25 protein-coding genes are annotated in these 26931 nt (G+C 73.0%); 9 read left to right on the top strand and 16 right to left on the bottom strand.

Features of this window, described 5'->3' with window-relative positions; genetic code table 11:
* Positions 1 to 436 (top strand): hypothetical protein (locus tag RBH18_RS14650; protein ID WP_306207914.1); only part of this gene is annotated, 436 nt, incomplete at its 5' end.
* A 72-nt stretch (positions 437 to 508) separates the two neighbouring features.
* Here the strand turns inward: RBH18_RS14650 and RBH18_RS14645 are convergent.
* From RBH18_RS14645 to RBH18_RS14630, 4 genes are all read right to left on the bottom strand, one after another.
* The gene (locus tag RBH18_RS14645; RefSeq protein WP_306207912.1) at positions 509 to 1255 is read right to left on the bottom strand and encodes a DUF4184 family protein; all 747 of its coding nucleotides are present in this window, start codon (positions 1253 to 1255) and stop codon (positions 509 to 511) included.
* Between the two features lie 218 nt (positions 1256 to 1473).
* Positions 1474 to 2481: a TerC family protein gene (locus tag RBH18_RS14640; RefSeq protein ID WP_306207910.1), complete on the bottom strand. Its 1008-nt coding sequence runs from the start codon at positions 2479 to 2481 to the stop codon at positions 1474 to 1476.
* Between the two features lie 201 nt (positions 2482 to 2682).
* Entirely contained in the window at positions 2683 to 2916 is a 234-nt protein-coding gene (locus RBH18_RS14635; RefSeq protein ID WP_305784736.1) for a hypothetical protein, read from the bottom strand.
* A gap of 202 nt (positions 2917 to 3118) precedes the next feature.
* A complete protein-coding gene (locus RBH18_RS14630; RefSeq protein ID WP_306207907.1) occupies positions 3119 to 5827 on the bottom strand; it encodes a helix-turn-helix transcriptional regulator in 2709 nt (902 codons plus the stop codon).
* Between the two features lie 143 nt (positions 5828 to 5970).
* On the opposite strand from RBH18_RS14630, the gene RBH18_RS14625 reads away from it, so the two are divergent.
* A complete protein-coding gene (locus RBH18_RS14625) occupies positions 5971 to 7116 on the top strand; it encodes a thioesterase family protein (RefSeq protein WP_306207905.1) in 1146 nt (381 codons plus the stop codon).
* On the opposite strand, the gene RBH18_RS14620 is transcribed toward RBH18_RS14625, so the two are convergent.
* From RBH18_RS14620 to RBH18_RS14590, 7 genes are all read right to left on the bottom strand, one after another.
* Positions 7113 to 7682: a hypothetical protein gene (locus tag RBH18_RS14620; protein WP_306207902.1), complete on the bottom strand. Its 570-nt coding sequence runs from the start codon at positions 7680 to 7682 to the stop codon at positions 7113 to 7115. The genes RBH18_RS14625 and RBH18_RS14620 overlap by 4 nt on opposite strands.
* Positions 7683 to 7690: 8 nt before the next feature.
* A complete protein-coding gene (locus tag RBH18_RS14615) occupies positions 7691 to 8878 on the bottom strand; it encodes an ABC transporter permease (protein ID WP_306207899.1) in 1188 nt (395 codons plus the stop codon).
* Positions 8875 to 9621, bottom strand: a complete 747-nt coding sequence (locus RBH18_RS14610) for an ABC transporter ATP-binding protein (protein ID WP_306207897.1) — start codon at positions 9619 to 9621, stop codon at positions 8875 to 8877. Before RBH18_RS14610 ends, RBH18_RS14615 begins: the two co-directional genes overlap by 4 nt.
* A complete protein-coding gene (locus RBH18_RS14605; RefSeq protein ID WP_306207895.1) occupies positions 9618 to 10853 on the bottom strand; it encodes an efflux RND transporter periplasmic adaptor subunit in 1236 nt (411 codons plus the stop codon). Before RBH18_RS14605 ends, RBH18_RS14610 begins: the two co-directional genes overlap by 4 nt.
* 68 nt (positions 10854 to 10921) lie before the next feature.
* Positions 10922 to 12400, bottom strand: a complete 1479-nt coding sequence (locus RBH18_RS14600) for a sensor histidine kinase (RefSeq protein WP_372338916.1) — start codon at positions 12398 to 12400, stop codon at positions 10922 to 10924.
* A 10-nt stretch (positions 12401 to 12410) separates the two neighbouring features.
* Complete coding sequence (locus RBH18_RS14595; RefSeq protein WP_306207893.1) at positions 12411 to 13166, bottom strand: response regulator transcription factor; 756 nt, start codon at positions 13164 to 13166, stop codon at positions 12411 to 12413.
* Between the two features lie 52 nt (positions 13167 to 13218).
* Positions 13219 to 14556 carry an efflux RND transporter periplasmic adaptor subunit gene (locus RBH18_RS14590; RefSeq protein ID WP_306207891.1) on the bottom strand — a complete coding sequence of 446 codons (1338 nt, stop codon included), beginning with the start codon at positions 14554 to 14556 and terminating at the stop codon, positions 13219 to 13221.
* 173 nt (positions 14557 to 14729) lie between these two features.
* On the opposite strand from RBH18_RS14590, the gene RBH18_RS14585 reads away from it, so the two are divergent.
* Entirely contained in the window at positions 14730 to 15356 is a 627-nt protein-coding gene (locus RBH18_RS14585) for a hypothetical protein (RefSeq protein ID WP_306207889.1), read from the top strand.
* A gap of 205 nt (positions 15357 to 15561) precedes the next feature.
* Here the strand turns inward: RBH18_RS14585 and RBH18_RS14580 are convergent, their stop codons facing one another.
* A complete protein-coding gene (locus tag RBH18_RS14580; RefSeq protein ID WP_306207887.1) occupies positions 15562 to 16026 on the bottom strand; it encodes a hypothetical protein in 465 nt (154 codons plus the stop codon).
* Between the two features lie 210 nt (positions 16027 to 16236).
* On the opposite strand from RBH18_RS14580, the gene RBH18_RS14575 reads away from it, so the two are divergent.
* The 3 genes from RBH18_RS14575 to RBH18_RS14565 all read left to right on the top strand — a co-directional run bounded on the left by RBH18_RS14575 (position 16237) and on the right by RBH18_RS14565 (position 19518).
* A complete protein-coding gene (locus RBH18_RS14575; protein WP_306207886.1) occupies positions 16237 to 17379 on the top strand; it encodes a methyltransferase in 1143 nt (380 codons plus the stop codon).
* Positions 17376 to 18446, top strand: coding sequence for a carboxylate-amine ligase (locus tag RBH18_RS14570; RefSeq protein ID WP_306207884.1), 1071 nt, complete (start codon positions 17376 to 17378; stop codon positions 18444 to 18446). The genes RBH18_RS14575 and RBH18_RS14570 overlap by 4 nt, the downstream gene beginning before the upstream one ends.
* A gap of 103 nt (positions 18447 to 18549) precedes the next feature.
* Complete coding sequence (locus tag RBH18_RS14565; RefSeq protein WP_306207882.1) at positions 18550 to 19518, top strand: DUF998 domain-containing protein; 969 nt, start codon at positions 18550 to 18552, stop codon at positions 19516 to 19518.
* 185 nt (positions 19519 to 19703) lie between these two features.
* Here RBH18_RS14565 and RBH18_RS14560 read toward each other — a convergent pair whose 3' ends face one another.
* On the bottom strand, positions 19704 to 20945 hold the full coding sequence (locus RBH18_RS14560; RefSeq protein ID WP_306207880.1) for an MFS transporter: 1242 nt from the start codon (positions 20943 to 20945) through the stop codon (positions 19704 to 19706).
* 46 nt (positions 20946 to 20991) lie between these two features.
* On the opposite strand from RBH18_RS14560, the gene RBH18_RS14555 reads away from it, so the two are divergent.
* Positions 20992 to 22086, top strand: a complete 1095-nt coding sequence (locus RBH18_RS14555) for an ROK family transcriptional regulator (protein WP_306207878.1) — start codon at positions 20992 to 20994, stop codon at positions 22084 to 22086.
* 336 nt (positions 22087 to 22422) lie between these two features.
* On the opposite strand, the gene RBH18_RS14550 is transcribed toward RBH18_RS14555, so the two are convergent.
* Together RBH18_RS14550 and RBH18_RS14545 are read right to left on the bottom strand one after the other, a co-directional pair.
* Positions 22423 to 22989: a histidine phosphatase family protein gene (locus tag RBH18_RS14550; protein WP_306207876.1), complete on the bottom strand. Its 567-nt coding sequence runs from the start codon at positions 22987 to 22989 to the stop codon at positions 22423 to 22425.
* A 76-nt stretch (positions 22990 to 23065) separates the two neighbouring features.
* On the bottom strand, positions 23066 to 23677 hold the full coding sequence (locus RBH18_RS14545; RefSeq protein WP_306207874.1) for an FMN reductase: 612 nt from the start codon (positions 23675 to 23677) through the stop codon (positions 23066 to 23068).
* A 194-nt stretch (positions 23678 to 23871) separates the two neighbouring features.
* Here RBH18_RS14545 and RBH18_RS14540 point away from each other — a divergent pair, with 194 nt between their 5' ends.
* Positions 23872 to 24825 carry a phosphatidylserine/phosphatidylglycerophosphate/cardiolipin synthase family protein gene (locus RBH18_RS14540; RefSeq protein ID WP_306207872.1) on the top strand — a complete coding sequence of 318 codons (954 nt, stop codon included), beginning with the start codon at positions 23872 to 23874 and terminating at the stop codon, positions 24823 to 24825.
* Here RBH18_RS14540 and RBH18_RS14535 read toward each other — a convergent pair.
* Positions 24726 to 25715, bottom strand: coding sequence for an FAD-dependent oxidoreductase (locus RBH18_RS14535; protein ID WP_306207870.1), 990 nt, complete (start codon positions 25713 to 25715; stop codon positions 24726 to 24728). The genes RBH18_RS14540 and RBH18_RS14535 overlap by 100 nt on opposite strands.
* A gap of 399 nt (positions 25716 to 26114) precedes the next feature.
* Between RBH18_RS14535 and RBH18_RS14530 the strand changes: the two genes are divergently transcribed.
* Positions 26115 to 26912: an SCO2525 family SAM-dependent methyltransferase gene (locus RBH18_RS14530; RefSeq protein WP_306207868.1), complete on the top strand. Its 798-nt coding sequence runs from the start codon at positions 26115 to 26117 to the stop codon at positions 26910 to 26912.
* Positions 26913 to 26931 lie beyond the last annotated feature (19 nt).

Below are 26931 nucleotides of genomic sequence, written 5' to 3'. Positions count from 1 at the left end.
CGTCGGCCCAGTCGTGGGTCGCGAAGAACGAGACCCCCGCCTCTGGGTGCCTCATCTGGCCGGCCTCATCGCCATGGTGGCCGTCTCCCTGGGCCGAGGTGGTGACCTCACCCGCTGGGGCGGCGCGGCCACCTTGGCCCTGTTCGCCGTCGTCGCCGTGGCCGGCCTGACGGCGCCTCGCGACCGTGCCGAGGCGGTCCTCGACGCCGCCGCCATGACCATCTTCGTCCTGATGACGCCCCGCATGACCGACGGGCACCACCACGCCGCCGGAGGAACGACACTGGCCGCCGCCGTGACGGTGCTCGCCGTCTGGACCGCGGGCCGCCTGATCGCCGCCCGTTTCCTGCCTGCCACCCGAACCGTCTCGCTGCGCCGGGTCAACACGGTCGGCTCGGCCGCCATGTTCGCGGGCATGACCATGATGCTCGCCTGAAGACGGCATCTCCCGGTCCGGGAGAACGCAAGGCAGCGCCTCCAGCTCCTCGACGCCCAGACCCCGCACCGCTCAGTTCCCGGCGCGTCCCGGCCGGAGGTGCCACAGCGCCGCGTAGAGCAGCAGGCCCACCGCGACGCCGGACATGCCGCCGGCCACCGCCTGGCGCAGCGCGGCCAGGTCGAACGCACCGTCCTCGCGCCCCAGCAGTGACACGATCACGCCGGCGAGGCCGGCGGCCACCAGCGTCGCGGCCGCTGCCAGACGCCCGGCGGGGCCGAGCACCGTGCGCGGCGGAAGCGGGCGGCCGGGAGCGCGGCGGAGCCAGCTCACGAGCCAGGCGACGACGGCCAGCAGACCGGCCAGGGTGCTCGCCCACCAGAGGGCCTCGGTGGTGGGCGAATCCGGCCGGTTCTCGTGGACCAGCGCGTCCCAGAGCAGGTGGGTGAGCACTCCGATCACCGCCGAGACGACGATCCACGCCGGCCGCGCGGCCCCGGCCCAGCGGAACCGCTCCGCCGCGTCGAGCACGCGTCCCGCGACGACCTCCGGCAGCAGGGCCAGCAGCGGGCGCTTGAGCAGCTGGTGGTAGAGCACCAGCAGGACCAGCGCGCCGGCGGTCCCCGCGATCAGCCCGGTGCCGGGCTCATGGGTGAAGGTGAGGTTGTAGGCGCTGTACGGTCCCCAGCCGGCGGATGTCGCCTGCGGCAGCACGTACGGCAGGTCCGGCGCCACCGTCCCGGCGACCAGGGCCGACGCGACGAGCGGCGGCCTGCCGAGCAGCAGGACCGCCGCGGGGTGACTCAGGGTGAAAGGCATGCGGCTCCCGGGTCATTGTCGATCTTGACCCGGAGACTACCGGCCGGGCACCACGGCCCGGCGCGCAACAAAGCCCCCCGGCGCCGTTGCCGGGGGGCTTCGTCGACTCGGAGTCACCGCTTGGCGTCTTCCTCCTGCGGCCTCGGAGTCACCGCTTGGCGTCTTCCTCCTGCGGCCTCGAAGTCACCGCTTGGCGTCTTCCTCCTGCGGCCTCGAAGTCACCGCTTGGCGTCTTCCTCCTGCGGCGAGGAGACGCGGAGGCTGCCGGCGTGCGCCTTGGCCTCCGGGTCGTTGCGGGTCTTGAGCAGGCTGGCCACCGTGGTGATCGTCAGGATGGCCAGGATGACCACCAGCGACACCGGGGTGCTGATCTCCGGGGCGCCGTGCCAGAGGTCCTGGTGCAGCCAGTGCAGCACGAGCTTGGCGCCGATGAACATCAGGATGATCGACAGGCCCACCGAGAGGTAGACGAGCCGGTCGAGGAGCCCCTTGACGAGGAAGAACAGGGCGCGCAGGCCGAGCAGGGCGAAGGCGTTGGCGACGAAGACGATGTACGCCTCCTCGGTCACGCCGAACACCGCCGGGATCGAGTCGAGCGCGAAGAGCAGGTCGGTGCTGCCGATGGCGATCAGCGTGATGAACAGCGGGGTCGCCATCCGCTTGCCGTCGAGCCGGACGAACAGCTTGCCGCCGTGGAACTCCTCGGTCACCGGGAACATCTTCTTGCTGGCCTTGACCATGGCGTTGTCGCCGACATCGGGATCCTCGTCGCGGTGCCGGAAGAGCTGCACCGCGGTCCAGATGAGGATCAGGCCGAAGATCAGGAACATGAACGAGAACGCGTTGAGCAGCGTCGCCCCGAGCGCGATGAAGATGACCCGCAGCACCAGCGCGATGATGATGCCGAAGGTCAGGACCTCCTGCTGGTATTTCGGCGGCACCGCGAAGGTGCTCATGATGATCACGAAGACGAAGAGGTTGTCGACCGACAGGCTCTTCTCGACGATGTAGCCGGCGAAATACTCCGTGCCGTAGTCCCACCCGGCGATCTGGGCGAAGACCACTCCGAACAGCAGCGCAACGGCGATGTAGAAGACCGACCAACCGGCGGCCTCACGGAACCCGACGGCGTGCGGGCGCAACACACCGAGGGTCAGGTCGAGGGCGAGCAGGGCGACGATGACACCGATGGTGATCGTCCAGCCGAGCGCGGTGACCTCCAGCATCAGGGAGTTACCTCCGGGGCGTCGTTGCGAGGATTGAGCGGGGTATCCATCCCCAGAATCCCCGGTCGGACTGGGAGAAACCTGAAAAGTCGGTCTGACTTTTAGGATCTTCCGTGCCGCGACGCCCCGGCATCCGTTGCCGGAGCCCCCTGCGGGCCCGGGAAACATTCAGCGGACACACAGGGGGCGGACACGACGAGGTCAGGAGCTCAGCGGCCAGGCGCGCTGCCGGCCCGCGTCCTGCTGGACGAGGATGTCGCGCACGACGTGGGTCTCGGTCTCGGGGTGACGACTCAGGATCAGGTCGAGCTCCGCGCGCTCGGCGGGCGTCTGGAAGGCGGCGAGCTCCGCGCACAGCTGCCGGTGCGCCCGGGAGGCGGCGCGGCGGTCGGCGAGCTGGGTGCGGGCCTCGGCGAGGATGGTCTTGAACGGCATGAGGACTCCTGGATGATCGTGACGGTCAGTGAGGCGTCTTTGCCAACCACCAGCCTGGCCGAGTCCCGTGCCGGATCCAAATCACGCAGGTAAAAGCCTCGATGCGAAAGTGACCCGGACCACGGAAAACCGGTAACGCCGGTCACGCTGAGTCGCGTTTCCGCTGGTCACGATCGACTGGTGTTTTGCACCACAACGGAGCTTAATGAGGGGTCAGGCGCTGCAGCAGCTGGGTCCGCGAGCGCACTCCGAGCTTGCGGTAGAGCCTGGTCAGCGTCGCCTCCACCGTCTTCACGCTGAGGAACAACCGCGCGGCGATCTCGCGGTTGCTCGCCCCGGAGCGCACCAGCTCGACGATCCGCTCCTCCACGCCGGTCAGGCCGGGGTCCGCCGGCAGCGTCGTGCTGCGCTCGGCCCGCAGCAGCGCCAGCTCCGTCTGCTCGGTCCACGGCTTGGCGTCCGCCGCCAGGAAGAGCGCGAGGGCCGCGCCCAGGGCGGCGCGGGCCGCGGCGTACCGGCGGCGGCGTCGCTCCGCTCCACCTTGGACCAGCAGGGCGTGTGCCTGCTCGAGCGGACGGTGCAACGCGGCGAAACGCTCCGCCGCCGCGGCCGACAGCTCTACCGCCGAGTCGGCCTGCCCGCTCTCCGAGAGCACCGCCGCGGCCGCCCGGTCCAGATAGCCGGTCAGCGCGGGGTTCTGACCGAGGCGACCGGCCGCCAGGCGGGCTTCCGTCATCATTTCCGCCGCGGCGGCGTGCTCGCCCAGGGCGGCCAGTCCGGCGGCGAGATCGGCCTGCCAGCGTACGATCATCGGGTCCGCGCCACCGTCCAGCTCGCGCAGCCGGGACAGCGTCGCCACGCCCGCCCGCGTGTCCCCCGAGCGCAGCTGGGCCAGGCCGAGCACGTGCAGGTGCCGGCGCAGGTAGAGGCCGTCACCCTCCTGATCGGACGCGCGCACGCCCCGCCGGGCGTAGCCGGCCGCGCGGGCCAGGCTGCCCCCCACGAGCTCGGCGGCGGCGGCGGTGTACCACGTGGGCCCCGGGCTCAGGCCCGCGCGCCCGGCCGCGGCGACGGCCCGGTGGGCGTACTCGAGGGCTTCCCGGCACCGCCCGGCGCGCGTCGCGACCTCGGCGAGACTGCGCAGGACGCCGGCCAGGGCCTCGCCCGTGCGGTCGCGCTCCGCGACCGCCAGCAGCACGAGCAGCTCGGCGCGCGCCTCGTCGAGCCGGTCGTCCATCAGGGCGAAGCGCGCGGCGACATAGCGCGGGCTCTGGTGCACCCAGCCCGGCCGCAGCGGCGCGTCGACGGCACGGGCCGCCGCGAGCGTACGCCGCCACGCCTCGTCGCCCCGGACCCGCTGCGCCTGCGTCAGGGCGCCCAGGGCCATCGCCTCGGTCGTCGCGTCCCCGGCGGCCCGGGCGACCCCGGCGGCGGCAGCGGCCAGCTCCCCGCCCGCCGCGGTGTCCCCGGCCAGCAGGGCGGCCCACGCCTGGCGCAGCCGCACCGGGGCCAGCAGCGCCGGATCGTCGCCGGCCTCGTGCAGCGCCGCCGCGAACGTCTCCCCCATCCCGCCGAGCCCCTGCCCGGCCAGGTCGATGAGGACCAGCCGGGCCCGCACCCGGTACGCGGCCGGGGCGTCCGCCGCGGCGACGACGGCCTGGGCAGCGCGGCCGGCCACGACGGGAGCGCCCGTGCGGGCCCCGCCCTCGGCCGCGGCCAGCAGCCAGTCGAAGCGCTCCCCGGCCAGGCTGCGCGGGCACCGGTCGGCGGCGAGCAGGAAGAGCTCGGCAGCCGTACGCCCGGCGCCCCGCTCGGCCGCGCGCCCGGCGGCCGCCACGAGATCCCGCGCCACGTCCGCGTCGGGCCGTCCGCTGCGCAGCGCCCGGTGCCGGACGGCGACGGTCTCCTCCAGCGCCGTGTCCGCCAGCGCGTCGTGGATGCCGGCGCGCCGGGCGGCACCGGCGTCCTCGGCCAGCACGTCGGCCAGGGCGGGCGGCGTGAACCGGACACGCTCCCCGTCGAAGGCCACCAGGCCGGCGGCCGCGGCCGCGTGCAGCTGCGTGGGAGCGTCCTCACACCCCGCCCGGACCAGCACCGCGAGGGTAGGCCGGGTCGCCAGGGCGGCGACGAGCAGCGTGGCGCTCACCCCGGCGGGCAGCGCGGCGAGACGCCGGCGCAGCAACGCGCGCACCTGCTCCGGCAGCGGTTCGGGCCGCCACGACCACGCCGCCGCCGTTCGTCCCAGCTCCAGCGCCAGGGCCGGATTCCCGCCGCTCGCCTCGTGCAGCCGCACGGCGGCCCGGCACGGCAGGCCGCGCGCCTCGAGCAGATCGGTCAGGTCGTCCACGGACAGCGGTGGCACCTCGACATCGGTCACCGGCGCCGGGCACAGCCGCGCGGCCCGCAGCCGATGCCCCGGCCCGTCGTGCCGCTGCGCCGCGACCACGCGCACCCGCGGCCCCGGCCGGCGGCGCACCGCGAAGCCGATCAGCGCCGCCGACTCGGTGTCCAGCCACTGCACGTCGTCGAGCAGCACCAGGACCGGCGCCGTCCGCGCGCACGCCGCCAGCAGATCCGGCAGGACCAACCGGCGCACCAGGGCCGGGGCGCCCGCCCGCGGCGCACTCCCGCGGCGCAGCCCGGCCAGCGCCGCACGGTGGGCGGGCGGCAGGCTCGCGACGGCGGCGCGCGGCAGCTGGGCGACAAGATCGGCAATTCCCGCGTACGGCAGCAGCCGCTCGTCCTCGACACACCGCACCCGCACGACCAGCTCGCCCCGCCCGGCCGCCGCGCCGGCGAGGGCGTCCAGCAGCACGGACCGGCCGATGCCCTCGGGCCCGCGCAGCACGACGCCGCCCCCGGTCGCGAGCCGCGCCTCCACGGACGCGAGCAGGTCAGCCCGCCCGAACACCCGGCCCCTCCCCTCGACGCACGTCAGCCTAGATACTGCCGGGCATTTATCAACAGTGATGCATGTGACACCGCGCCGGGCGGCGGCGTGATGTTCGGCGCAGGGCGGGACGGGCGGCGGGTGATCGACCCTAGGCTCGGGGCGTGACGAGCTACTTCGAGCGCGTGGGCGCGCACACGTTCCGGCCGACCGAGCTCACCGGCGGCGCCTGGGCCGTCGACGAGCAGCACATCGCGCCGATGACCGGGCTCATCGTGCACGAGATCGACCGGATGGTGGCCGCGCGCGGCGGCTCGGCGGCGGCACAAGACGGCGGGGCACCAGCGCCCGGCGGCTCGGCGCAGGCGGGAAACGGCTCAGCGCAAGCGCAGGCGTGCGACGGCTCAGCGCAGTCGCAGGCGCGCGGCGGCTCGGCGGCGGCACAAGGCGGCTCGGCGCAGGCCCACAGCGACTCGGCGGAGGCGCAGGCCCACAGCGACTCGGCGGAGGCGCGGGCCCACAGCGACTCGGCGGAGGCGCAGGCCCACAGCGACTCGGCGGAGGCGCGGGCCCACAGCGACTCGGCGGAGGCGCGGGCCCACAGCGACTCGGCGGAGGCGCGGGCCCACAGCGACTCGGCGGAGGCGCGGGCGGGCGGCGGGTCGGGGCGGCCGGCCGGCGGGGACGGGCTGGTCGTCGGGCGGATCAGCATGGACATTCTGGGCGTGCTGAAGCTGGCCGAGTTCGAGGTGCGTACCGAGGTGGTGCGGGCCGGGCGGACGATCGAGCTGGTCGAGGCGGTCGTGAGCGCGGGCGGCCGGCCGGCCGTACGGGCCCGGGTGTGGCGGATGAACGGCCAGGACACGACCGCCGTGGCCGGTGGTGCACCCGGCCCGCTGCCCGATCCGGAGTCGCTCGCGCGGGCGCCGCTGTCGGACGTGTGGCCGGGCGGCTTCATCACCTCGGTCGACGTGCGCTACGCGGCCGGGCCGGAGCCGGGCCGCGCGGTCGCCTGGGTCGGCACCGGCACGGCCCTGGTCGCGGGCGAGGCCGTCAGCCCGCTCGCCGACTTCGTGAAGGTGGTGGACACGGCGAACGGGATCGCGGTCCGGGAGTCGCCCAAGGAGTGGATGTTCCCGAACCTCGACCTCACGATCCACCTGCACCGCCAGCCGGCCGGCCCGTGGACGGGACTCGACACGACGGTCGTCTTCGGCGCCGGTGGCCAGGGCGTGACCAGCACCGTGCTGCACGACGTCCACGGGCCGGTGGGCCGCGCCGAGCAGATCCTGACCGTACGGCCGCTTTAGCCCTTGCTCTTGGTGACCGTGGTGGCGGTGACCGTGCCCTCGGCGTCGGCCGTGCCCTGCACGCTGACCGTGTCGCCGGCCTTGACGTCCTTGAGCTTGCCCGTGGTGGCCGTCTGCACCGAAGTGTCGCCGCTCGTGCGCACGGTCACCACGGAGCCGTCGCCGGTCTCCACATAGATCGTCGTGCCGTCCACCAGCTTGACCTTGCCGGTGGTCGGCCCGGCGGCGGCAGCGGACGCCGCGGGGGCCGCCGCTCCGGGTGCCGCGCCGCCGCCGGAGTTCTGACCGCCGAAACCGCCGTAGCCACCCGTGCCGCCGCCGGGAAACGTCCCGGACCGCCCGGCACCGGCACCGCCGGGGAAGGCGCTGGCGGTGCTGGACGTGCCGTAGTGCTTCTGCACCTGCAGGCCGCCGACGAAGCCGCCGACCAGCAGCACGCCGGCGCCGAGGCCGATGGTCACGCGGTTCCACCAGCGCCGCGGGGCCGCCTTGGCGATCTCCGTGGCGAGACCGTCGTCCGCGGGGACGGGGGTCAGGACGGCGGTGTCGTCGTTCCTAGTGCTCACAACGGTCCTCACTCATAGCGCAGGGCCTCGATGGGGCGCAGCCGGGCGGCGCGGCTCGCGGGGAGGCCGCCGAAGAACAGTCCGATGGCGATGGACACGCCGAGGGCGAGTCCGACAGAGCTGGGCACGATGACCGGCTTGACGCCGACGATCGTGAAGTGGCTGCCGATCAGCGCGGCGGCGACGCCGAGCAGGCCGCCGATGACGCTGAGCAGGGTGGCCTCGATGAGGAACTGGGTGAGGATCACCCGCCGGGGCGCGCCGAGGGCCTTGCGGATGCCGATCTCGCGGGTCCGCTCGGTGACGGTGACCAGCATGATGTTGGTGATGCCGATGCCGCCGACGAGCAGGCTGATCGCGGCGACCGCCCCGAGCAGCGTGGTGAAGGTGTCCGCGGTCTCGGTCTGCGTCTCCAGCAGCTGGGAGGCGTTCTGGATCCGGTACGGCGTGCTGCTGCTGTTCGCCTCGACCTTCATCCGCTGGTTGAGGATCGTCGTGATCTCCGACTGCACGGCGTCGACCTTGTCCGGGTCGGCGGCCTGCACGAGGATCGAGTTGAGCGAGCCGTAGCCGGTGAGCACCTGGCGGACCGCGGAGAGCGGGGCGACCGCGGTGTCGTTGCTGTCGGTGAAGCCGGTCGAGCTCTTCTCCTCCAGCACGCCCACGACAGTGAAGAGCGCGCCGCCGACGGTGACCTGCTTGTCGATCGGGTCGACGCCGGGGAAGAGCTCCTCGGCCACGGTCTGCCCGATGACGACCACGCGGCGGGCCTGCGCCTCGTCGTCCGCGGTGAAGGCGGCGCCGCTGCCCACCGGGGTGTTGGAGGAGGCGAACCACGTCGGCGTCGTGCCCACGAAGCTGCTCACGTCGTGGTCGGTGCCCTCGTAGCTGATCGTCGCCGAGGCGCTGACCACCGGCGCGACCGAGGCGACGTCGGGGGCGAGCACCGGGTCGACGAGCGCGTCGGCGATCGCCGGCGTGAGCGACGACGACTGGCCGCTGCTCATGACCGTGACGGTGTTGGTGCCGAGCGCCTCGATCCGGTCGCTGATCGCCTTGGCGGAGCCGTTGCCGACCGCCACGAGCAGGATGACCGCCGCGACACCGATGAGGATGCCGAGCATGGTGAGCGCGGAGCGCAGCTTGTTCGCCGACAGGCCCCGCAGGGCGAAGCGCACGACCTCGAAGAAGCTCACAGCGCGTGCCGTCCGATCTCGACCGTGGCCCGCCCGGCGGCGCCGGCGTGGACCGGGCGCTGCCGCTGGTCCATGACGATCTTGCCGTCGACCAGGCGGATCAGGCGCTTGGCCCGGGCGCCGACCTCGTCCTCGTGGGTGATGATGACGATCGTGCGGCCGGCCGCGCTGAGCTGGTCGAACACCTCCAGCACGTCCTCGGTCGACCGGGAGTCCAGGTTGCCGGTGGGCTCGTCGGCCAGCAGCAGGGACGGCTCGGTGACCAGGGCCCGGGCCACGGCCACGCGCTGCTGCTGGCCGCCGGAGAGCTGGTTGGGCTCGTGCCGGGCCCGCTCGGCGAGGCCGACGATCTCCAGGGCGGCCAGCGCGCGGCGGCGGCGCTCGCGGGCTTTCACCCCGGCATAGGCCAGCGGCAGTTCCACGTTCGCCAGGGCGGACGTACGCGGGATGAGGTTGAAGGCCTGGAAGATGAAGCCGATCAAGCGGTTCCGGGCCAGGGCCAGCTGCCGGTCGGCGAGCTTGCTGACGTCGACGCCGTCGAGCAGATAGGTGCCGGACGTCGGGATGTCCAGGGCGCCGAGGATGTTCATGAGCGTCGACTTGCCGGACCCGGAGGAGCCCATGATCGCCACGTAGTCGCCGCGTTCGACGGTCAGGGAGACGCCGGCGAGCGCGTGCACGGTGGCCTCTCCCGTGCCGTACGTCTTCCGCAGGTCGCGGACGTCGAGCACCGGCCGGCTCATCGCCCGCCCCGACCCTGGCCGCCGCCCTGGAAGCCGCCGCCCTGCAGCCCGCCGCCCCCTTGCAGGCCGCCGCCGCCGGGGAAGCCGCCGCCCTGCTGGTTGCTCGTCGAGGTCGTCGTGGTCTTGATCTCGACCTGCTCGCCCGCCGTCAGACCCGACTTGATCTCGACGGTGGTGTCCCCCTCGAGGCCGATCTCCACCGAGCGGGTCTCCGAGACGCCGTTCGTCACGACCGTCACCGTGTGCCGGTTGCCGGCGGTGGTGAGGGCGGCGGAGTTGACGTAGACCGCGTTCTCGACCGTGCCGGTGGTCACCGCGACGGACACCGTCTGGCCCGGCTTGGCGCCCGAGGGCACCTTGTCGAGGCTGAGCGTCACGCCGTAGGTCACCGTGCTGCCCGACGTCGTCGCGTTCGGGTCGACGGCGACCACCTTGCCGGTCTGCTGCGTACCGTCGAGGGCGTTCCAGGTGATGGTGGCGGCCTGCTTGTCCTTGATCTTCGTCGCGTCGGCCTCGGCGAAGGCGGCGGTGACCTGCAGCTTGCTCAGGTCGGCGATGTCGATGAAGCCGCTGCTGTCGCTGCTGCTGCTGCTGGAGCTGGTGCTGGAGCCGGTGCTTCCCTGCTGGCCTCCGCCCTGCTGAGAGCCCCCGCCCTGCGACGACGAGGACGAGGACGAGCTCCCGGTCCCCGACGACGAGCTGCCGATCGTGCCGTTCACGGCGACGACCGTGCCGGCCATCGGCGCCTTGAGCGTCGTGCCGGTCACCCCCGCCTCGGCCTCGTCGACGGCCAGCTGCGCCTGGGTGACCTCGTTCTCGGCGGTGCTGGTGTCCGAGCCGGCGTCCTCGGCGCGGGCCAGGGAGTCCTGCGCGGCATCCAGGTCGGCCTCGGCGGCGTCCAGCGTGCGCTGCGCCGCGGCCGGGTCGACCTTCGCCAGCACCTGCCCCTTCTTCACCTTGTCGCCCACCTGCACCGAGATGCTGGTGACGGTGCCGCCGGTGACGAAGCTGGCGCTGGCGGAGCTGGCGCTCTCCAGCGAGCCGTCGGCGGTGACGGAGGCGGTGACGGTGCCCTGCTGGACGGCCACGGTCCGGGTGGACGCCACGGCGGCGGTCCCGGTGTCCGGTCCGGACAGGGTCTCGTACGCCCAGAAGGCGCCGCCGGCGAGCAGGAGCCCGAGGGCGGCGTTGACCGCGACGGCGGGCCGTCGCAGGGCACGGAGGGCTGGCATGACGGACACTGTGGCGAAGCGTCCTGGGAGGAATTACGGCGTAACCTCGGAGCGGGCTCGGAACCCTCTCACGGCTCGGTGTCGGTGGCGGGGATCAGCACGCGGAAGGTCGCGCCGCGGCCGGCCGCCTGGTCCAGCTCCACCCAGCCGCCGTGCCCGTCCACGATCGCGGCGACGATCGACAGCCCGAGTCCCGAGCCGCCGCCCTTGCCGCGGGTCCGGCTGGAGTCCGCCCGATAGAGCCGCTCGAAGACCCGCGGCGCGTGCTCGGCGGGCACGCCCGGGCCGTCGTCCGAGACCTCCAGCACCGCCAGGGGTACGCCGTCCCGCACCGACCCGGCCCGGACGGTCCCGTCGGCGGGCACATGTTCCTCCCGCCGCCCGACGCGGACGGTCACCCGCGCCGGGGCGGTCGTGTGCTGCAGCGCGTTGGCGACCAGGTTCGTGGCGACCTGCCGGAGGCCGTGCTCGTCCCCGAGGACCGTGGGCGGGACGAAGGTCTCGCTGTCGTCGTCCAGGGTGGCCAGGCGCACCGGGCGGCCGGGGACCCGGGCGTGCGCGTCGCGGACGCTGTCGGCGGCGATCTCGAGCAGGTCGACCGGGCGGTGCACGGGCTGCCGGCGCTGGTCGAGGCGCGCCAGGAGCAGCATGTCCTCCACGAGCACGCCCATCCGGCCCGCCTCGCCCTCGATCCGGCTCATCGTCTCGTCGAGCTGCGGGCCGGGCGGGGCGCCGCCGCGACGGTAGAGCTCGGCGAAGCCGCGGATCGACGTGAGCGGGGTGCGCAGCTCGTGCGAGGCGTCCGCGACGAATTGGCGGAGGCGCTGCTCGGAGGCCGTACGGGCAGAGACCTCGGCCTCGATCCGGGCGAGCATGAGGTTGAGCGCGTGCCCGAGCCGGCCGGGCTCGGTGTGCGGGTCGGTGTCGGCGACCCGGCCGGAGAGGTTGCCCGCCGAGATGTCCGCGGCGAGCCGTTCCATCTCGGTGAGCGGGCGCAGCCCCACCCGGACGACGACCGCGGCCCCGGCGGCGAGCAGCGCCAGGGCCAGCACGGTCACGCCGACGTCGATGAGCAGCAGCCGGTCGCCGGTCTCCTCCACCTCCGACAGCGACGACCCGATCACCAGCGCGCCGCCGGTGCCGGTCTCCCGGGCCATCATCCGCCAGCTCGCACTGCCGTCCGTGGCCTCGACCGTGTACAGCTCGCCGGTCCGGCGCAGCACCTCGGCCAGCGGCTGCACCGGCGGGCGGTTCGCGTCGGGGGTCGAGCTGTCGGTCTCGTTGAGGGTGCCGTCGGCAGCGTAGACGTACATGACCTGGTCGGCGCCCAGCCGCAGGGCCCGCCGGCCCGAGAAGCCGCCGGGCGGCGGCGTGGTCCCCGTGAAGGGCCGGGCCATGCCGGTCAGCTGGTCGTCGATGCGGTCGCTCAGATAGCCGCGGAGCAGGACGATGCCCACGGCGTTGGCCCCGAGCAGGGCCACGGCGCTGAGCACCGCGACCATGAGGACCAGCCGCGAGCGCAGGGTCCAGTGGCGCGGCTTCCTCACTCGCCTGCGCTCATTCGTCGTTCCGGGGCAGGCGCAGGGCGTAGCCGACGCCGCGGACGGTGTGGATCAGCGGGAGCCCGGTCTTGTCGATCTTCCGGCGCAGGTAGTAGACGTAGGACTCGACGATCCGGCCGTCGCCGCCGAAGTCGTACTTCCAGACCCGGTCCAGGATCTGCGCCTTGCTGACCACCCGGCCCGCGTTGACCAGCAGATACTTGAGCAGGTTGAACTCGGTCGGCGACAGGTCGATGAGCCGGCCCGCGCGGCGCACCTCGTGGGCGTCCTCGTCCAGCTCCAGGTCGGCGTAGCGCAGCACGCCCGTCTCCGGCGGCGCCTCCAGCTCGGGCCGGCTGCGGCGCAGGATCGCCCGGATCCGCAGGACGACCTCCTCCAGGCTGAACGGCTTGGTGACGTAGTCGTCCGCGCCCGCGGTCAGCCCGGCCACCCGGTCCTCGACGGCGTCGCGGGCGGTGAGGAAGAGCACGGGCGTGCCGCGGCCGGCGGCGCGCAGGCGGCGGGCCACGTCGAAGCCGTCCAGGTCCGGCAGCATCACGTCGAGGACGACCAGGTCGGGGTCGAACTCCTCGACGGCGACCAGCGCGCCGTGACCCGAGTCGGCGACCCGGACCTCGAACGTGACCAGCCGTAGCGTGGCGGAGAGCAGGGCGGAGATGTTGGGCTCGTCGTCGACCACCAGGACCCGGGTCGGCCGGGACGCGGCCGGAGGGTCACCGAGGGCTACCGAGCTGCGGGATTCGAAAGGCACCTGGAAGGGATATCAACGCTTCCTTTGAATTCCCCATGAATGCGGTGTGTGTTCACCAGGACCGGCTGACCACGTCGCCCTGGGCGAGCCCTGAGGTGATCTCCGTGTACGTGTCCCCGCGCAGCCCGACACCCACCGTGACCTTGGCGCCGCCCTTGAGGACCGTGCCACTGGTGCCGGCGACGTCATGGACGGCCGTGCTCGGCACGCGCAGCACGTCGTCGGCAGAGCCGGTCGTGACCCGGACAGCCGCGGTCTGCCCCACGAGCAGGTCGGCCGGCGCCTCGTCGAAGGAGAGCACGACGCCGTACGTGACCATCGTGCCGTCGCTCGTACCGACCGGGTCCACCTGGACGACCGTGGCGGCGAAGCTCTCCCCCGCCCGGTCGGCGAGCGTGACGGCCGCCTTCTGCCGCACCGCCAGCCGGCCCGCGTCGGCCTCGGGGAAGTCGGCGCTGATCTGCATGTCGTACACGTCGGCAAGCGTGATGAACGTCGACCCGCCGCTCACCTGGCTGCCGACCTTGCCGGCGACGGAGAGGACCTTGCCCCGGATGGGGGCGGTGATCGTGGTGCCTTCCAGGTCGTCCTCGGCGTCGGCGAGCGCGACCTCGGCCTGGTTGACCCGCTGCTGGGCGCTCAGGACCGCGTCGCCGCCCTGCTGGCTGCCCTGCCCGCCGCCCTGCGTTCCCTGGTTGCCGCTCTGGCCGCAGGTGCTGGTCCCGCCGCTGCCCTGATTGCCGCCGGTGCCCTGGGTACCGCGGGGTGCTCCGGTCTGGGCCGGCGCCGTGGTCGTGGGCGCCTTGGTCGCCTGTGTCGTCCTGGTCGCCGCCGGGGAGGTGGTCCTGGTCGGGCTCACCGTCTTCGTGGGGCTCGCGGACGGCATGCGGGTGGCGGTGGGGCTCGGGCTCGCCGACGTCGGAGCCGGATCCGCGTACGCGGCCGGGGCGACACACCCGGTCGTCGTCGTGCTCGTGGACCCGTCGTCGGCGGCGTCCTGCGCCTCGGCGAGCGAGTCCTGGGCGTCCGCCAGAGTCTCCTCCGCCGAGTCGACCGCACTCTGCGCATCGGAGTCGTCGACGCTCGCCAGAGCCTGCCCCGCTTGCACGGCGGTGCCCGCACGAACCTTCACGGACTCGACCGTGCCGGCGACGGTGAACGACAGCGTGCGCGTCTGCGCCGGCTCCACGGTTCCGGTCGTCGCCACCTCGGCGGTCACCGCGCCGGTGTCCACGCCCACCGTGGCGGCCACGGTCTTCGGTGCCTCGTCGGCCCCCGCGTTCATGGCGACGGCGACACCCGCGGCCACCAGCAGCACCACGAGGACGCCGGCCGCCACGAGCACCCAGCGCCGATTTCCGCCGCGCCAGGCGGTCAGGCCGATTCCCATGGCCGCAGAGTCTGCGGGGCGGTCCTCGCCGCGGGCTCGGTCCCGCCTCGGAGTTAGCTCGGAGTGCACCTCATAGCTGATTCCGAGCTTTGTCCCACCGTGCGGCGAGGTGAAGACGATGGGGTGAACGGTCGTGTCGCCCGGGCGTGGCGGCCCTGACCGAGGAGTGAGCCGTGCCGCTGACCAGAATGCCGTCCCCCCGCCGCAGCGCGGGGCTGCTCGTCGCCTCCGCCGCACTCGTGCTCTCCGTCGCGGCGTGCGGCGGCGGGTCCGACGACGCCACCGGTGGCACCGACGGGAACGGGCAGGGCGGCGCCAACGCCTTCGCCGCGTACACCAGTTGCCTGCAGGAGAACGGCGTCACCGTCACGATGCCGTCGGGCGGGGCGCGGGTACGCCCGTCCGGCGCGCCCGAGGGCGGTTTCCCGTCCGGCGGCCCGCAGGGTGGGATGCCGTCCGGGCAGCCGCGGCCCTCGGGCAGCGCGGGGGCCGGTGGCAACCGGGGCGGCGGCGGCTTCCCGGGCGGCGGCATGATGCAGAAGCCGGACAACGTCGACCAGGACACCTGGGACAAGGCCCAGGCCGCCTGCGCCTCGGTGCGGCCGAGCTTCGGGGCCGGCCGCAACGGTGGGGGCCGCAACGGCAACGGGGCGAACGCCGCCTACACCAACTGCTTGAAGGACCACGGCGTCACGCTGACCGACGGCCAGGAGCCCGACACCAGCGACGCGAAGGTGAAGGAGGCCGTCGAGACCTGCCAGGCCCTCGCCCCGGCCCCGTCGGCGAGCGCCACCTCCTGAGCCGCTCGACATGGCTACGGCCGGCGTCCTCGGGGCGCCGGCCGTAGCCGTCTCCCCTCCGGAGCCTCCACCAGAGCCTCTCCGTTCACGGCTCTCGCCGGCCTTACCGGGGCCTCCGCCGGGCGGGGCCGCGCCGGGCCTTACCGGGGCTTGCGCAGGGCGGGACCTCGCCGGGCCTTCGCCGTCCGCGGCCTTCGCCGGGCGGTCAGAGGTCGGGGATCGTGCGCTCGAGGTTCATCCAGCGGTCGGCGAGCTGGCGACGGCGGCAGGCGACGAGGTGGCCGGCGAGGATGGCGGGCTGACCGCCGCGGACGCAGGCGTCGGCACCGGCGGTGAGCACGGCTGCCACCAGCTCGGCGGGGGCGTCGTCGTCGACGAGGGCCACGACGGCCGTGCGCCTGGGGAGCACCGCGCGGGCGGAGACGAGGTCCCATTCGCGGGCGCCGCTGATGAGGACGATCTCGTCCGGGCGTACCTCGTCGAAGCTGGTCGCGGCCCGGACCGACCACCCACCCGGCAGGTGCGAAGCGAGCCCGGCGGTCCGCCCGGTGTAGCCCAGGACGACGACGACCGGCGCGGGACGCGGCTCGTTGAGGTCCGGCGCCACGGCGTGCGCCGTGTTCGGCGCGAACGCCCGGTTCTGGTCGGTGCGGTTCAGCTGCACAAGCATCGGACTCCCCCAAGCCGTACGTCGTTCCCTGCCGACCCCACCTTTCGCCGCCAGCCTTGGGCCTGCGTGTGGGAAACCTGTGTGTCCGATGACAATGATCGACCCGCCTGACCGGCCGGTGAACGCCACGCGACCCGCCCGGTGAACGGCTCGCCCGGGCGGCCCGAAACCGTGCGCATAGTCGGCGGCGATCCGGGGATGCGGCCCCCCGTGATCACGACGACCGACACCACCACCGGCACCGCGGCCCTCCTCGAACTCGGCGCGGTGCTCAAGCGGCAGGGCTACACGTTCACGACGGTCACCCCGGCCACGCACGCCCGGGTCAACAGCCGCCCCGGGCACACCGTGGCGCGCGACCTGCGGGACGTGCTGGGCTGGAGCCGGCCGTACGAGCCCGGCCTGCTCTCGCCCGAGATCGCCGGCCTGCTCGAGGCCGCCGGCGTGGTCGAGCCCGCGGGCGAGGGACTGCTACGGAGCATGGTGCGCTTCTCCACGTACGACGGGGAGCTGTTCGTGCACTCGGCGTTCCCGACCGATGCGGCGGGATCGGTGTTCTTCGGGCCGGACACGTACCGGATGGCGGACGCCGCCGCAGCCCTGCTCGCCCGTCGCGAGAGCCCGGTACGCCGCGCGGTCGACATCGGCTGCGGCACGGGCGCCGGCGCCATCACAGTCGCCAAGCGGGCCCGCGAAGCCGAGGTGCTGGCCGTCGACATCAACCCGGACGCGCTGCGCTGCACCCGCGTCAACGCCACCCTGGCCGGCACGCCGAACGTCCGCCCCCGGCACAGCGACCTGCTCAGCGACGTGACGGGCCGGTTCGACCTGATCGTGTCGAACCCGCCGTTCATGATCGACCCGGCCGGGCGGGCCTACCGGGACGGCGGCGGCCCCGAGGGCCACGGCCTCACCCTCGCCGTCGTGGACACGGCGGTGCAGCGGCTCCAGCCAGGCGGTTCCCTGGTCCTCCTCAGCGGTACGGGCATCGTGGCCGGCCGCGACCCGCTCCGCGCCGCGATCGCCGGGCACCTCGACGGGACGGACCTGAGCTGGGAGTACCGCGAGCTGGACCCGGACGTCTACGGGGAGGAGTTGGAGTCCGCGTACGCCCACGCCGAGCGCCTCGCCGTCGTCCTCCTCACCGCGACGCGATCCTCCTCGGCCGGGGCCACCTCGCGCGCGACCGCATCCCTGACCACGGGCGTGCCGAGCGGCTCATGGGCCTGCCCGACCGCCGGCGCGGCTCCCTCAAGCGCCTCCCCTGCCGCCGACGCGGCTCCCTCAAGCGTCTTCCCGGCCGCCGGCGTTACGGGGGCTTCCGCGGCGGCGGACCCGGCAGGGCGCGCATGAGCGGGTTCACCCTCGGGGTCGAGGAGGAGTATCTGCTGCTCGACCCGCACACCGGCCGGAACACGGCGATGGCCGACAAGGTCGTCGCCGGGCTGCCGGACACCGTACGCTCGCAGAGCCGTCAGGAGTTCCGCGGCAGCATGCTCGAGATGGTCACCGAGGTGTGCCCGGGGCTCGACGAGCTGCGCCAGGAGCTGACCCTGATCCGCTCGGCGGCCGCGGAGTCGGCGGCCGCCGCCGGTGCGCTCCTCACGCCGATCGGCGCGACCCCGATCGCCGAGCCGGACCGCCGGCCTCCCGACGACGCCCGCTTCCGGGCGATCACCCGCCACTACGGCCCGATCGCGGCGGACGCGGCGGTGTGCGGCTGCCACGTCCACGTGGGCGTCCCGGACCGGGAGGCGGCGATCCGGGCGTGCCTGGGCCTGCGCCCCTGGCTGCCGGTGATCCAGGCGATCGCCGCGAACTCGCCGTTCTACCAGGGCCAGGACACCAGCCACGCCAGCTGGCGATCGATGCAGCTCCGCCGCTGGCCGCTGCTCGGCCCCACGCCCCCGTTCCGCTCCGCCGCGGAGTTCGACCAGGCGGTCGCCGAGTACGCCGCCGCCGGCGCCATGCTCGACCAGTCCATGGTCCTCTGGTACGCCCGCCCCTCCGCCACCTGGCCCACCGTCGAGATCCGAGTCGCCGACGTCTGCCTCACCGCCGCGGACACGGTGCTCGTGGCGGGCCTCGTCCGGGCGCTCGTCGTCACGCTGCTCGACTCCGGCCGGGCCGTGGCGGACGTACCGGATCATGTGCTCGAAGCCTCCCACGCCGCCGCGGCGCGCAACGGCCTGGACGGCATGCTCCTGGACGCGCGGACCGCCCGGGCCCGGCCGGCATGGGACCTGGTGAACGACCTGACCGCCTACGTCTCGAAGGCCCTGCACCAACTGGGCGACGACCGGACCGTGCACGACGAACTCGCCCGCCTGCGCGACGAAGGCACCGGCGCAACCCGCCAGAGACGCATCTTCGCCGCAAAGAACGACCTGCTGACCACCTTGCGGGAGGTCTCCGCCTGAACCGGCTTGCCGCCGGGACCACCCGGCGGCGGCCCCTCCCACGTCCGGCCGGCGGCCCGACGGTCGCGAACAGGGGTTGGAGCCCCGTGCTACTGCTCATGACGTGCGTCCCGGCCGCCCCACCAACCATCCCCGTCCCCGGCCGAGCCCCGCCCTGCCCCTCGGCGCCCTCGCCGCCGCCCAAATGATCGCCGTAGTCACCCTGGACGGCGCCACCCGCCCCGGCTACGACCCGTGGCGCAACTGGGTGAGCCAGCTCGCCCTCGGCCCCCAAGGCTGGCAAGGCACCCTCAACATGACCCTCTGCAGCCTGTGGCTGACCCTCTACGCCCTGGCCCTGCACCATCACAGCCGCCAGCCAACCCCCACCGCCGCCACCGACCGCCACAGCCGCACTGACGCCCCCGACCACCACCGCCGCACCGACCGCGCAAGCCTCGCCGACCGCCGAAGCCCCACTGACGCCGCCGACCGCCACAGCCGCACCACCGCTGGCGATGACGCCGTCGACCCCGCGAGGCCACCGCGCTCGAGACGCACCGAGCCGGTGAGCCGCCGGGGCGCAGCTCATCCCCGCGCCGACGCCGCGCTCGCCGCGAAGCGGTTGCGCCGTGGCGCCCGCTGGGTCCTCGCCTGCGCCCTGAGCCTCGCCCTGACCGCGGCCCTCCCGACCGACCCCGGCCTGGGCTTCCCGCCCGGCACCCCGCCGGCCACGACCCTCGTCGGCCAGCTCCACCAGGCCGCCGGCATCCTGGTCTACCTCACCGGCCTGCAAGCCACTCTCCACCTCGGCCCGCGCACCTACGCCCGCATCGTCGCCGCCGTGATGACGGTCGCCTTCGCCGCCGCGACGACCCTGGTGCTCCTCGACGCCTACGGCGTGTGGCCGGGCACCCCGAGCGGCCTGCTCGAGCGCATCGCCCTCTTCACCGGGCTGGCCTGGACCGGAGCCGCCGGCCTCACCAGCGCATCGCCCCCTCCAGAGCACTGGCCTGGACCGAAGTCGCCGCCCCCGCCCGCCCATGACCCTCCGCAAGGAGGCCCACCCGAACCGGAACCGCCGGCCCACTAACGCATCGCCCCCTCCAGGGCACTGACCTGGACCGAAGTCGCCGGCCCCGCCAGCTCATCGCCCTCCGCAAGGAAGCCGACCCGAACCGGAGCCGCCGGCCCCCTTGCGCATCGCCCTCTTCGAGGGGCCGACCGCAAGCGGAGCCGCCGGCGTGGCCCCCGACGAGGCGATCCCGGCGGTGCACGTCACTGCAGCGCGGGAACCTTGGGCGCCTCCTCCACGGGGATGCCGGCCCCGCGCCGATCGAGCGTGAAGCTGACGACGGCCAGCGCGAAGCCGACGACGCCCAGGACGACTCCCACCCACGCCGGAGCGCGATAGCCGAGCCCGTGGGCGATCACCGCGCCGCCGAGGGCCGCGCCGAGGCTGTTGGAGATGTTCATGGCGGACTGGTTGACCGCGGCACCCATCAGCTGTGCACCGGGGGCCACGGCGATGAGCCGGCCCTGCAGCGCGGGGGCCAGGAACAGGCACGTGGCGCCGATGAGGAAGGCGGCGATGAACAGTCCGGCGGCGTTGCCGGCGACCAGGGCGAAGAGCGCGTTGCTCGCGATCATGGCGGGGAAGCCGACGAGCATGGCGCGCCGCAGGTTGCGGTCGGCCAGCCAGCCGCCGAGGGCGTTGCCCACCGTCATGCCGAGGCCGACGGCGACCAGCACCCAGGGCACCGTGCCCGCGGAGAGGTCCGCCACGTCGGTGGTGACCGGCGCGATGTAGCTGTCGATGGCGAAGAAGCCGGCGAAGCCGATGGCCGCGGTCGAGGCGACCAGCCAGACCTGGGGGCGGCGCAGCGCGCGCAGCTCGGCGGCGGGCGAGCCGCCCTCGGCCGCCTGCACGTCGGGAACGGTCAGCGTGACGGCCAGCAGGGTGAGCAGGAACACGCCGGCGACGGTCAGGTAGGCGATGCGCCAATCGGTCGCCTGACCCAGCTTGGTGATCAGCGGCACACCCACCAGGTTGGCCACCGTCAGGCCGCCGAGCACGGCCGCGAAGCCACGCGCCTCGTTGCCCGGGCCCATGAGGGTGGCCGCGAGCAGGCCGGCCGCGCCGAAATAGGCGCCGTGCGGCAGGGCGGCGACGAAGCGGGCGGCAAGCACCAGCTCGAAGCTCGGCGCCACGGCCGACGCGACGGTGCCCGCGACGAAGAGCACGAGCAGCCCGATGACCAGCTTCTTACGGGCCACGCGGGCGGTCAGGGCGGCGATGGTCGGCGCGCCGACGACCACACCGAGCGCGTAGGCCGTGATCATCCAGCCGGCGTGGGCGACCGCGTCGGAGGAGGAGCGGGCGTATTCGTCGCCGAGCAGACCCCGGGCGATCTCGGGCAGCAGGCCCATGGCGACGAACTCGGTCAGGCCGACCGCGACGCCGCCGAGGGCGAGTGCGAGCAGAGCCGTCCAGCGACGGCGAGGGGTCAATTGGTCCACGCCGACGACTTTAGCAACGGCGTTGCAGAAGGGGTATTGTGATCCCATGCACCGCACCGCCGCGGACCTCACGTTCCTGAAGGGCTACAACGACGCCCTGGTCATGACCCTTGCCCGCACCCTGCGCACCTTCGAGCGCACGACCGTCTCCGAGGCCACCGGGCTCACGCTCCAGGCCGTCTCCAAGATCCTCACCCGCCTGATCGAGGAGGGCGTCGTAGCCCCGTCGGGCGTGCGCCGGCCGGCCATCGGCGCGCCCGCGGCCGTCTACGAGCTGGTTGCGGGCAGCCGCTACGCACTGGGCGCGCACGTCTCCCGGCGTACGCTGCGGATGGTCCTCACCGACCTGGCCGGCACCGTGCTGTGGTCCACGGTGTCGCCGCTGCCGGCCGACTTCACGCCGGGCCAGCTGGTCGACGCGATGGCCGGGCTGGTCGACGAGGCGGGCCGCACGCACGACCTGTCGGGGCGGCTGACCGGCGTCGGGATCGGCATGATCGGCCCGCTGGACCACGCGGCGGGCACCGTCCAGGGCGCGCACCGGCTGCGCCATTGGCACGACGTGCCGCTGGTGGAGTTCGCGACCGAGGCGCTGGGGCTGCCCGTGCACGTGGACAAGGACGTCACGGCAGGCGTCACGGCGGAGGGCTGGCGGCGCGGAGCGGCGTTCCGCGACGCCGCGCTGATCATGGTCGAGGCGGGCGTCGGGGCGGGCCTCTGGCTCAACGGCACGGCCCATCGCGGCGCCCACACCAACGCCGGCGAGTTCGGTCACACCGTCGTCGAGCTCGACGGCCCGCCGTGCGTGTGCGGGCGCCGCGGCTGCCTGGAAGCGGTGCACGACCGGGCGGCCGAGAGCGGCGACCTCGAGCGCGCCGCCCGCGTCCTGGCCGTCGGCGTGGTCAACCTGGTGCAGACCCTCGACCTGTCGCACGTCGTCCTCGCGGGCGCCGACCTGCTCGAGCACGGCGAGCTCTATCGGACGACCGTCGAGCAGGCCCTGCGCACGGAGGTCCCCCGCGCCGACTGGCTGACCGTGGAGCTGTCCCTGACGAGCCTGGGCGAGGACGTCATCGCCGCCGGCGCCGCGATGCAGGTCCTCGACGACAGATACGGCATCCCCGGTCTCGCCCCGCTGTGATGCGCCGACAGACGACGCGCCCGCCCCGCGGCCCGCTCCCGTCGGCATCGCGCGCCGCGAGGGGAGCACACCCATGTCCGACGCCCGCCAGACGACGGCCAAGCACCGGAACGCCCGGCCTCCGCAGCGAACAGCCCCGCCACCAGCACGAAAGCCGGCCACCGAAACGCCCGCCGCCCCAGGGAGCAGCCCCGCCACCAGCACGAAGGGCCGGGCACCCAGGCTCCCGGCCGCCGCAGGGAAGCAGTCCGGCCACCAGCATGGGCTACCCCCCGGATACGCCACCCAGCACGATGGCCGGGCACCCGAGCGCCCGGCCATCGGAGTGGGGAGTCGTCAGGCGGCGTTCCAGGTGTCGATCGCGGGGTTGCCGTGCTCGAAGCCGAGCGTCGACACCGTCGCCGTGTCCAGGCGCAGCAGCCCTCCCCCGCTGGCCGGCAGCCCGATCCAGCGCGCCCCGGCCACCCGCAGCGAGTGCCCGTGCGCGATCAGCGCCACGTCGCCCTGCTCCAGGAAGGTGCGCGCGTGCGCCAGCACCCGGTCGAGCCGCGCCCCCACCTCCTCGGGCGTCTCGCCGCCCGGGGCACCGTCGCGCCACAGGGACCAGCCGGGGCGGGTCTCGTGGATCGTCTTGGTGGTGATGCCCTCGTAGTCGCCGTAGTTCCACTCGGCGAGGTCCTCGGTCGTCTCGGTGACCGTGAGGCCGGCCAGCTCGGCGGTGCGCAGCGCCCGCTTGCGCGGGCTGGAGATCACCGCGGCGAAGGTCCGCCCCCGCAGCCGCTCCCCCGCCAGCCGGGCCTGCTGCTCCCCGGTCTCGGTCAGCTCCAGCTCCGTGTAGGACGTGTGCCGCCCGTTGGCGCTCCACTCGGTCTGCCCGTGCCGGATGAGCACGATCTCGCCCATGATGTTCTCCCTCGAAAAGCGCGCCTTAGGCAAATGTGTACCCCGCCCGCGGCCCCACCACCGCGGATGCCGGATTTCAGGCCCCGCCGGCGAGCATCTCCTCGAACGACGCGGTCAGCGCGAACGGATCGGCCACCGTCACCGGCTCGCGCCGGGACAGCTCGCGCGCCAGCTCGCCGGCAGCCCGCTCGACACGGCCCTGCAGGGAATCCTCGTCGCCGCCCCAGTCCTCGGAGGCCGCGAAGACGGACGTGGGGATCGTCACCGCCCGCAGGTACGCGAACATCGGCCGCAGCGCGTGCTCCAGCGCCAGCGAGTGCCGGGCCGTGCCCCCGGTCGCCGCGATCAGCACCGGCTTGTCGACCAGGGCGTCCTTGTCGAGGACGTCGAAGAACGACTTGAAGAGCCCACTGTACGAAGCATTGAACACGGGCGTGACGGCGATCAGCCCGTCGGCACCGGCCACGTCGTCGAGCACCGTCTTGAGCGCCGCGGGCGGGAATCCGGTGAGCATGTGGTTCATGAGGTCGTGGGCGACGTCCCGCAGCTCGACGGTCTTGATCGTCACGCCGACCCCGAGGGCGCCCGCCCGGGAGGTCACCGCCGCGGCCAGCCGGTCCGCGAGCAGCCGAGTCGACGACGGCTGACTCAACCCGGCCGACACGACGACGACAGTGCGTTCCTTCATGATCCCGCCACCTCCACGCTGGGCCCGTCCGTACGGCCCGCACAACATCTTTGCCGGAACAAATATTTCACAGTCAACGACCACGGGGAAGTGCGTCCCGCACCACACCTGAACGCCCCCTTGCGTCCGGTTGGGCCGCACCATCCAATGAACGCACCGTGTCCAACTCATCACCGATGAGCAGGGGTGCCTGCGTGCAACTCAGAACCAAGATTCTCGTCTCCGTCGTCGCCGGCGGCGCCACCTACCTCCTCACCAACGCCACGTCCCAGCCCGAGATCTGGCAGCTCACCATGTCGGTCTTCGTCGGTGGCATCGTCCTGGTCACCCAGGTCCTGCTCGGCTACGACACGAAGGTCACCGAACTCCAGGCCCTGGTGGATCGCCGCTTCCGGGCAGTGAGCACCGCGACCGACCTCTACGCCCGCGTGGAGTCGCACGCGCTCGCCGAGCGGATCAACCGCCTGGTGCAGTCGACCAGGGGCCTCAAGGCGGATCCCCTCACCCAGCGCTTCGTGGATCACGAGCTCGACCGCCTCATCGGCATGCTCGACGGCCTCCGGCACGGCTGGGCCTTCTACGTCGGCGAGGACCGCGACTGGCTGCTGGGCCTGACCGCCTGCGCCAACAAGTCGATCGACGCGACGAGCATGACGTCGTTCGGCAACCGCCAGGGCTATGTCGACGAGGAGTACTGGGAGACCGACTCCGGACAGCGCTACCTGGCCCTGCAGCGCCGCGCCATCGCCGAGCGCGGCGTGCGCATCCGCCGGCTGTTCCTGCTGGACGAGGACACCCAGGCGGACGAGAGCCTGCTGAGCTCGCTGCTCGCCCCGCACCAGGCGATCGGCGTGGAGATCAGGGTGCTGCAGCCCGCGAAGCTGGACTTCCTGCTCCGGACGGACATGTTCGACTTCATCCTGTTCGACGGCAGCCTGAGTTACGAATTGCGTTCCGCCCTGTCGGTGGAGCGGGAGGCACGCCCGGCGATCGCCAGCGTGACCCTGGTCTCGGACTGGCGGGTCGATGACCGGCGCCGAAGGTTCGATCAGATGTGGCAGGCCGCCGAGGTCTCGGAGGAGCCCAGCACCAGTGCGGCCACCGCCTCCGCGCAGCCCCAGGACAAGCTCACCCCGGAGCCGCCGTGACCGTAGTTGTGCACGAGAAGGCATCCGGGCGCCCACAGCTCCGCCTCGAGCCGGACCTGCGGGCGCTGCGGCCGGAGACCCACCCGCTGACTCAACACCTGGGCATGACGCACGCGGCGATCAACGGCGGCGCACCGGTCGATGATCCCCGCGGCCACCCGCCTCTTGTCGGGCCAGCTCCGCGGGAAACCCTCGTCCATGCTGCCGCCCAGCACCAGGATGTCGTCGCCCTGCGGAAGCATGTACGTCATCATCGACGAATCGAAGGAAGCGGCGGTGAAGAATTTCGTGATGCCCGGATTACGCACCACGACCAGCTGACCCCGGACCGGCCTGACACTGTCGTCCCCCACGAAACGAGCCGCCCCGGTGCCGGCACAGTTGACGACGATCGGTGCGATCTTGAATGCGGTGCCGACGCGCAGCTTCCCGCCGATCCGGAGCCGGCCGCCGCCGCGGATCAAGCGATTCTGCAGATAACGCAGATATCGCGGCATGTCCACGATAGGAGTCGTATAGCTCCATCCGGCGGCATAGCCCGGCGGAATCTCGGACGGTGTGCACTTGCGCGCCCCGGAAGGGGCTTTGTCCCAGCCGGGGAAATCATGGTCGGTCGTGAAGACTTCGACACCCTCGACCGCACGGACCCCGACACGCTCGCGCACCAGACCGGACAGCACCCGCAACGTACGAATTCCCCACTCACCAACGGCAGCATGCTCGGCCAGGGTGGGGTCCCACATCGCACCCGCGGCGGCCGAGGTCGTCCGCAAAGGCGGCTTGTTCGTCCGCACGAGCACGCGAAGACCGTTTTCCGCAAGGAGCACTCCCGTCGTCAGACCCGAGACGCCCGCACCGATGACCACGACGTCCGCTTTCCACGAGGGCATGCGCCGAGGTTAACGCCCGGCATCAATGAAAGCGGTCAGCCGGACGGGCGCGGATCGCGTCGCGTCGCGGGATCGGTTGATGCCCGCATTCCGAGCGCGTTGCGAACGGGCCGGCACGGCGCCGTCGTGGCACTCCGATCACTTCCGTTGTGGACGGCAGTTCCGGAGCCGGCGCCGGACAGGACACCTTCGCCACCGGCGCGTGGATACTGGTCGATGGAAAGCTCGATGCGACGAAAGAAGCGGCAGGAACTGTGGGGAGTTGACTTCTTGCAGCCCGTGACGAGTTCAGGGAGGCTTGCAGGACCACTGCCCCCCGCACCTGAGAACGATCACCCATCGAGCTCGACGAGCACCGGAGGACATCCCGTGGCGAAGCCTGCCGAAAGGTCACCATCCGTGACCGTCACGACGTCATGGAACGAGCAGGCACGCGCCGATCGTGCGGACGCCTGGCAGACGATCGGCAACAGAGACGTCGACTGGGACGAATTCGACTCAGAGGCTTATTTCGATCACAACTACGGCATGCTCCGGCCGGACGACCGCCAGATCATCGGCATCATCACCTCCTTCTTCGACGACTACCGGCGCCGTTTTCCGGACACCTGGCTGCGCACAGCCATCGACGTCGGCGCCGGGGCGAACCTGTACCCCGCGCTCGCCATGCTGCCGTTCACCTCGGAGATCACGCTTTTCGAACGGGCGGCGTCCAACTGCTCCTGGCTGCACCAGCAACTGAGGACGCCCCACGAATCCTGGTGGCAATTCTGGTCGGAGATGGCGCGGGACCGCGACGCCTACGGGCAGATCACCGATCCGCTCGATCTGCTGAGCCGCCGCGCCTTTGTGGACAAGGGAAATCTGTTCCGCCTGGAGCCGGGCCGGTACGACATGGGCACGATGTTCTTCGTCGCGGAGTCGATCACCACCCGGGACGAGGAGTTCCAGCGGGCCGTCGGCAAGTTTGTCGGCTCCCTGCGCCGGCACGCCCCGTTCGCGGCCGCTTTCATGAAGGACTCCTCGGGTTACTGCGTCGGCAATGTGGAATTTCCCGCGTGCTCGGTCGACGAGAACGACATCAAGAAGGCACTGGCGGGGGTGGCACGGGATGTCACCATCACCACTGTCGAGAGCAACGACCTTCGCGAGGGATACGGCGGCATGATCGTCGCCACCGGACGCAAGAAGGTGTAGCACAACGAGCCCGGGCAAC

The organism is Actinoplanes oryzae (genome assembly GCF_030757795.1).
Taxonomy (GTDB): Bacteria; Actinomycetota; Actinomycetes; order Mycobacteriales; family Micromonosporaceae; genus Actinoplanes.
This window is presented reverse-complemented; position numbering and strand designations above follow the sequence as displayed.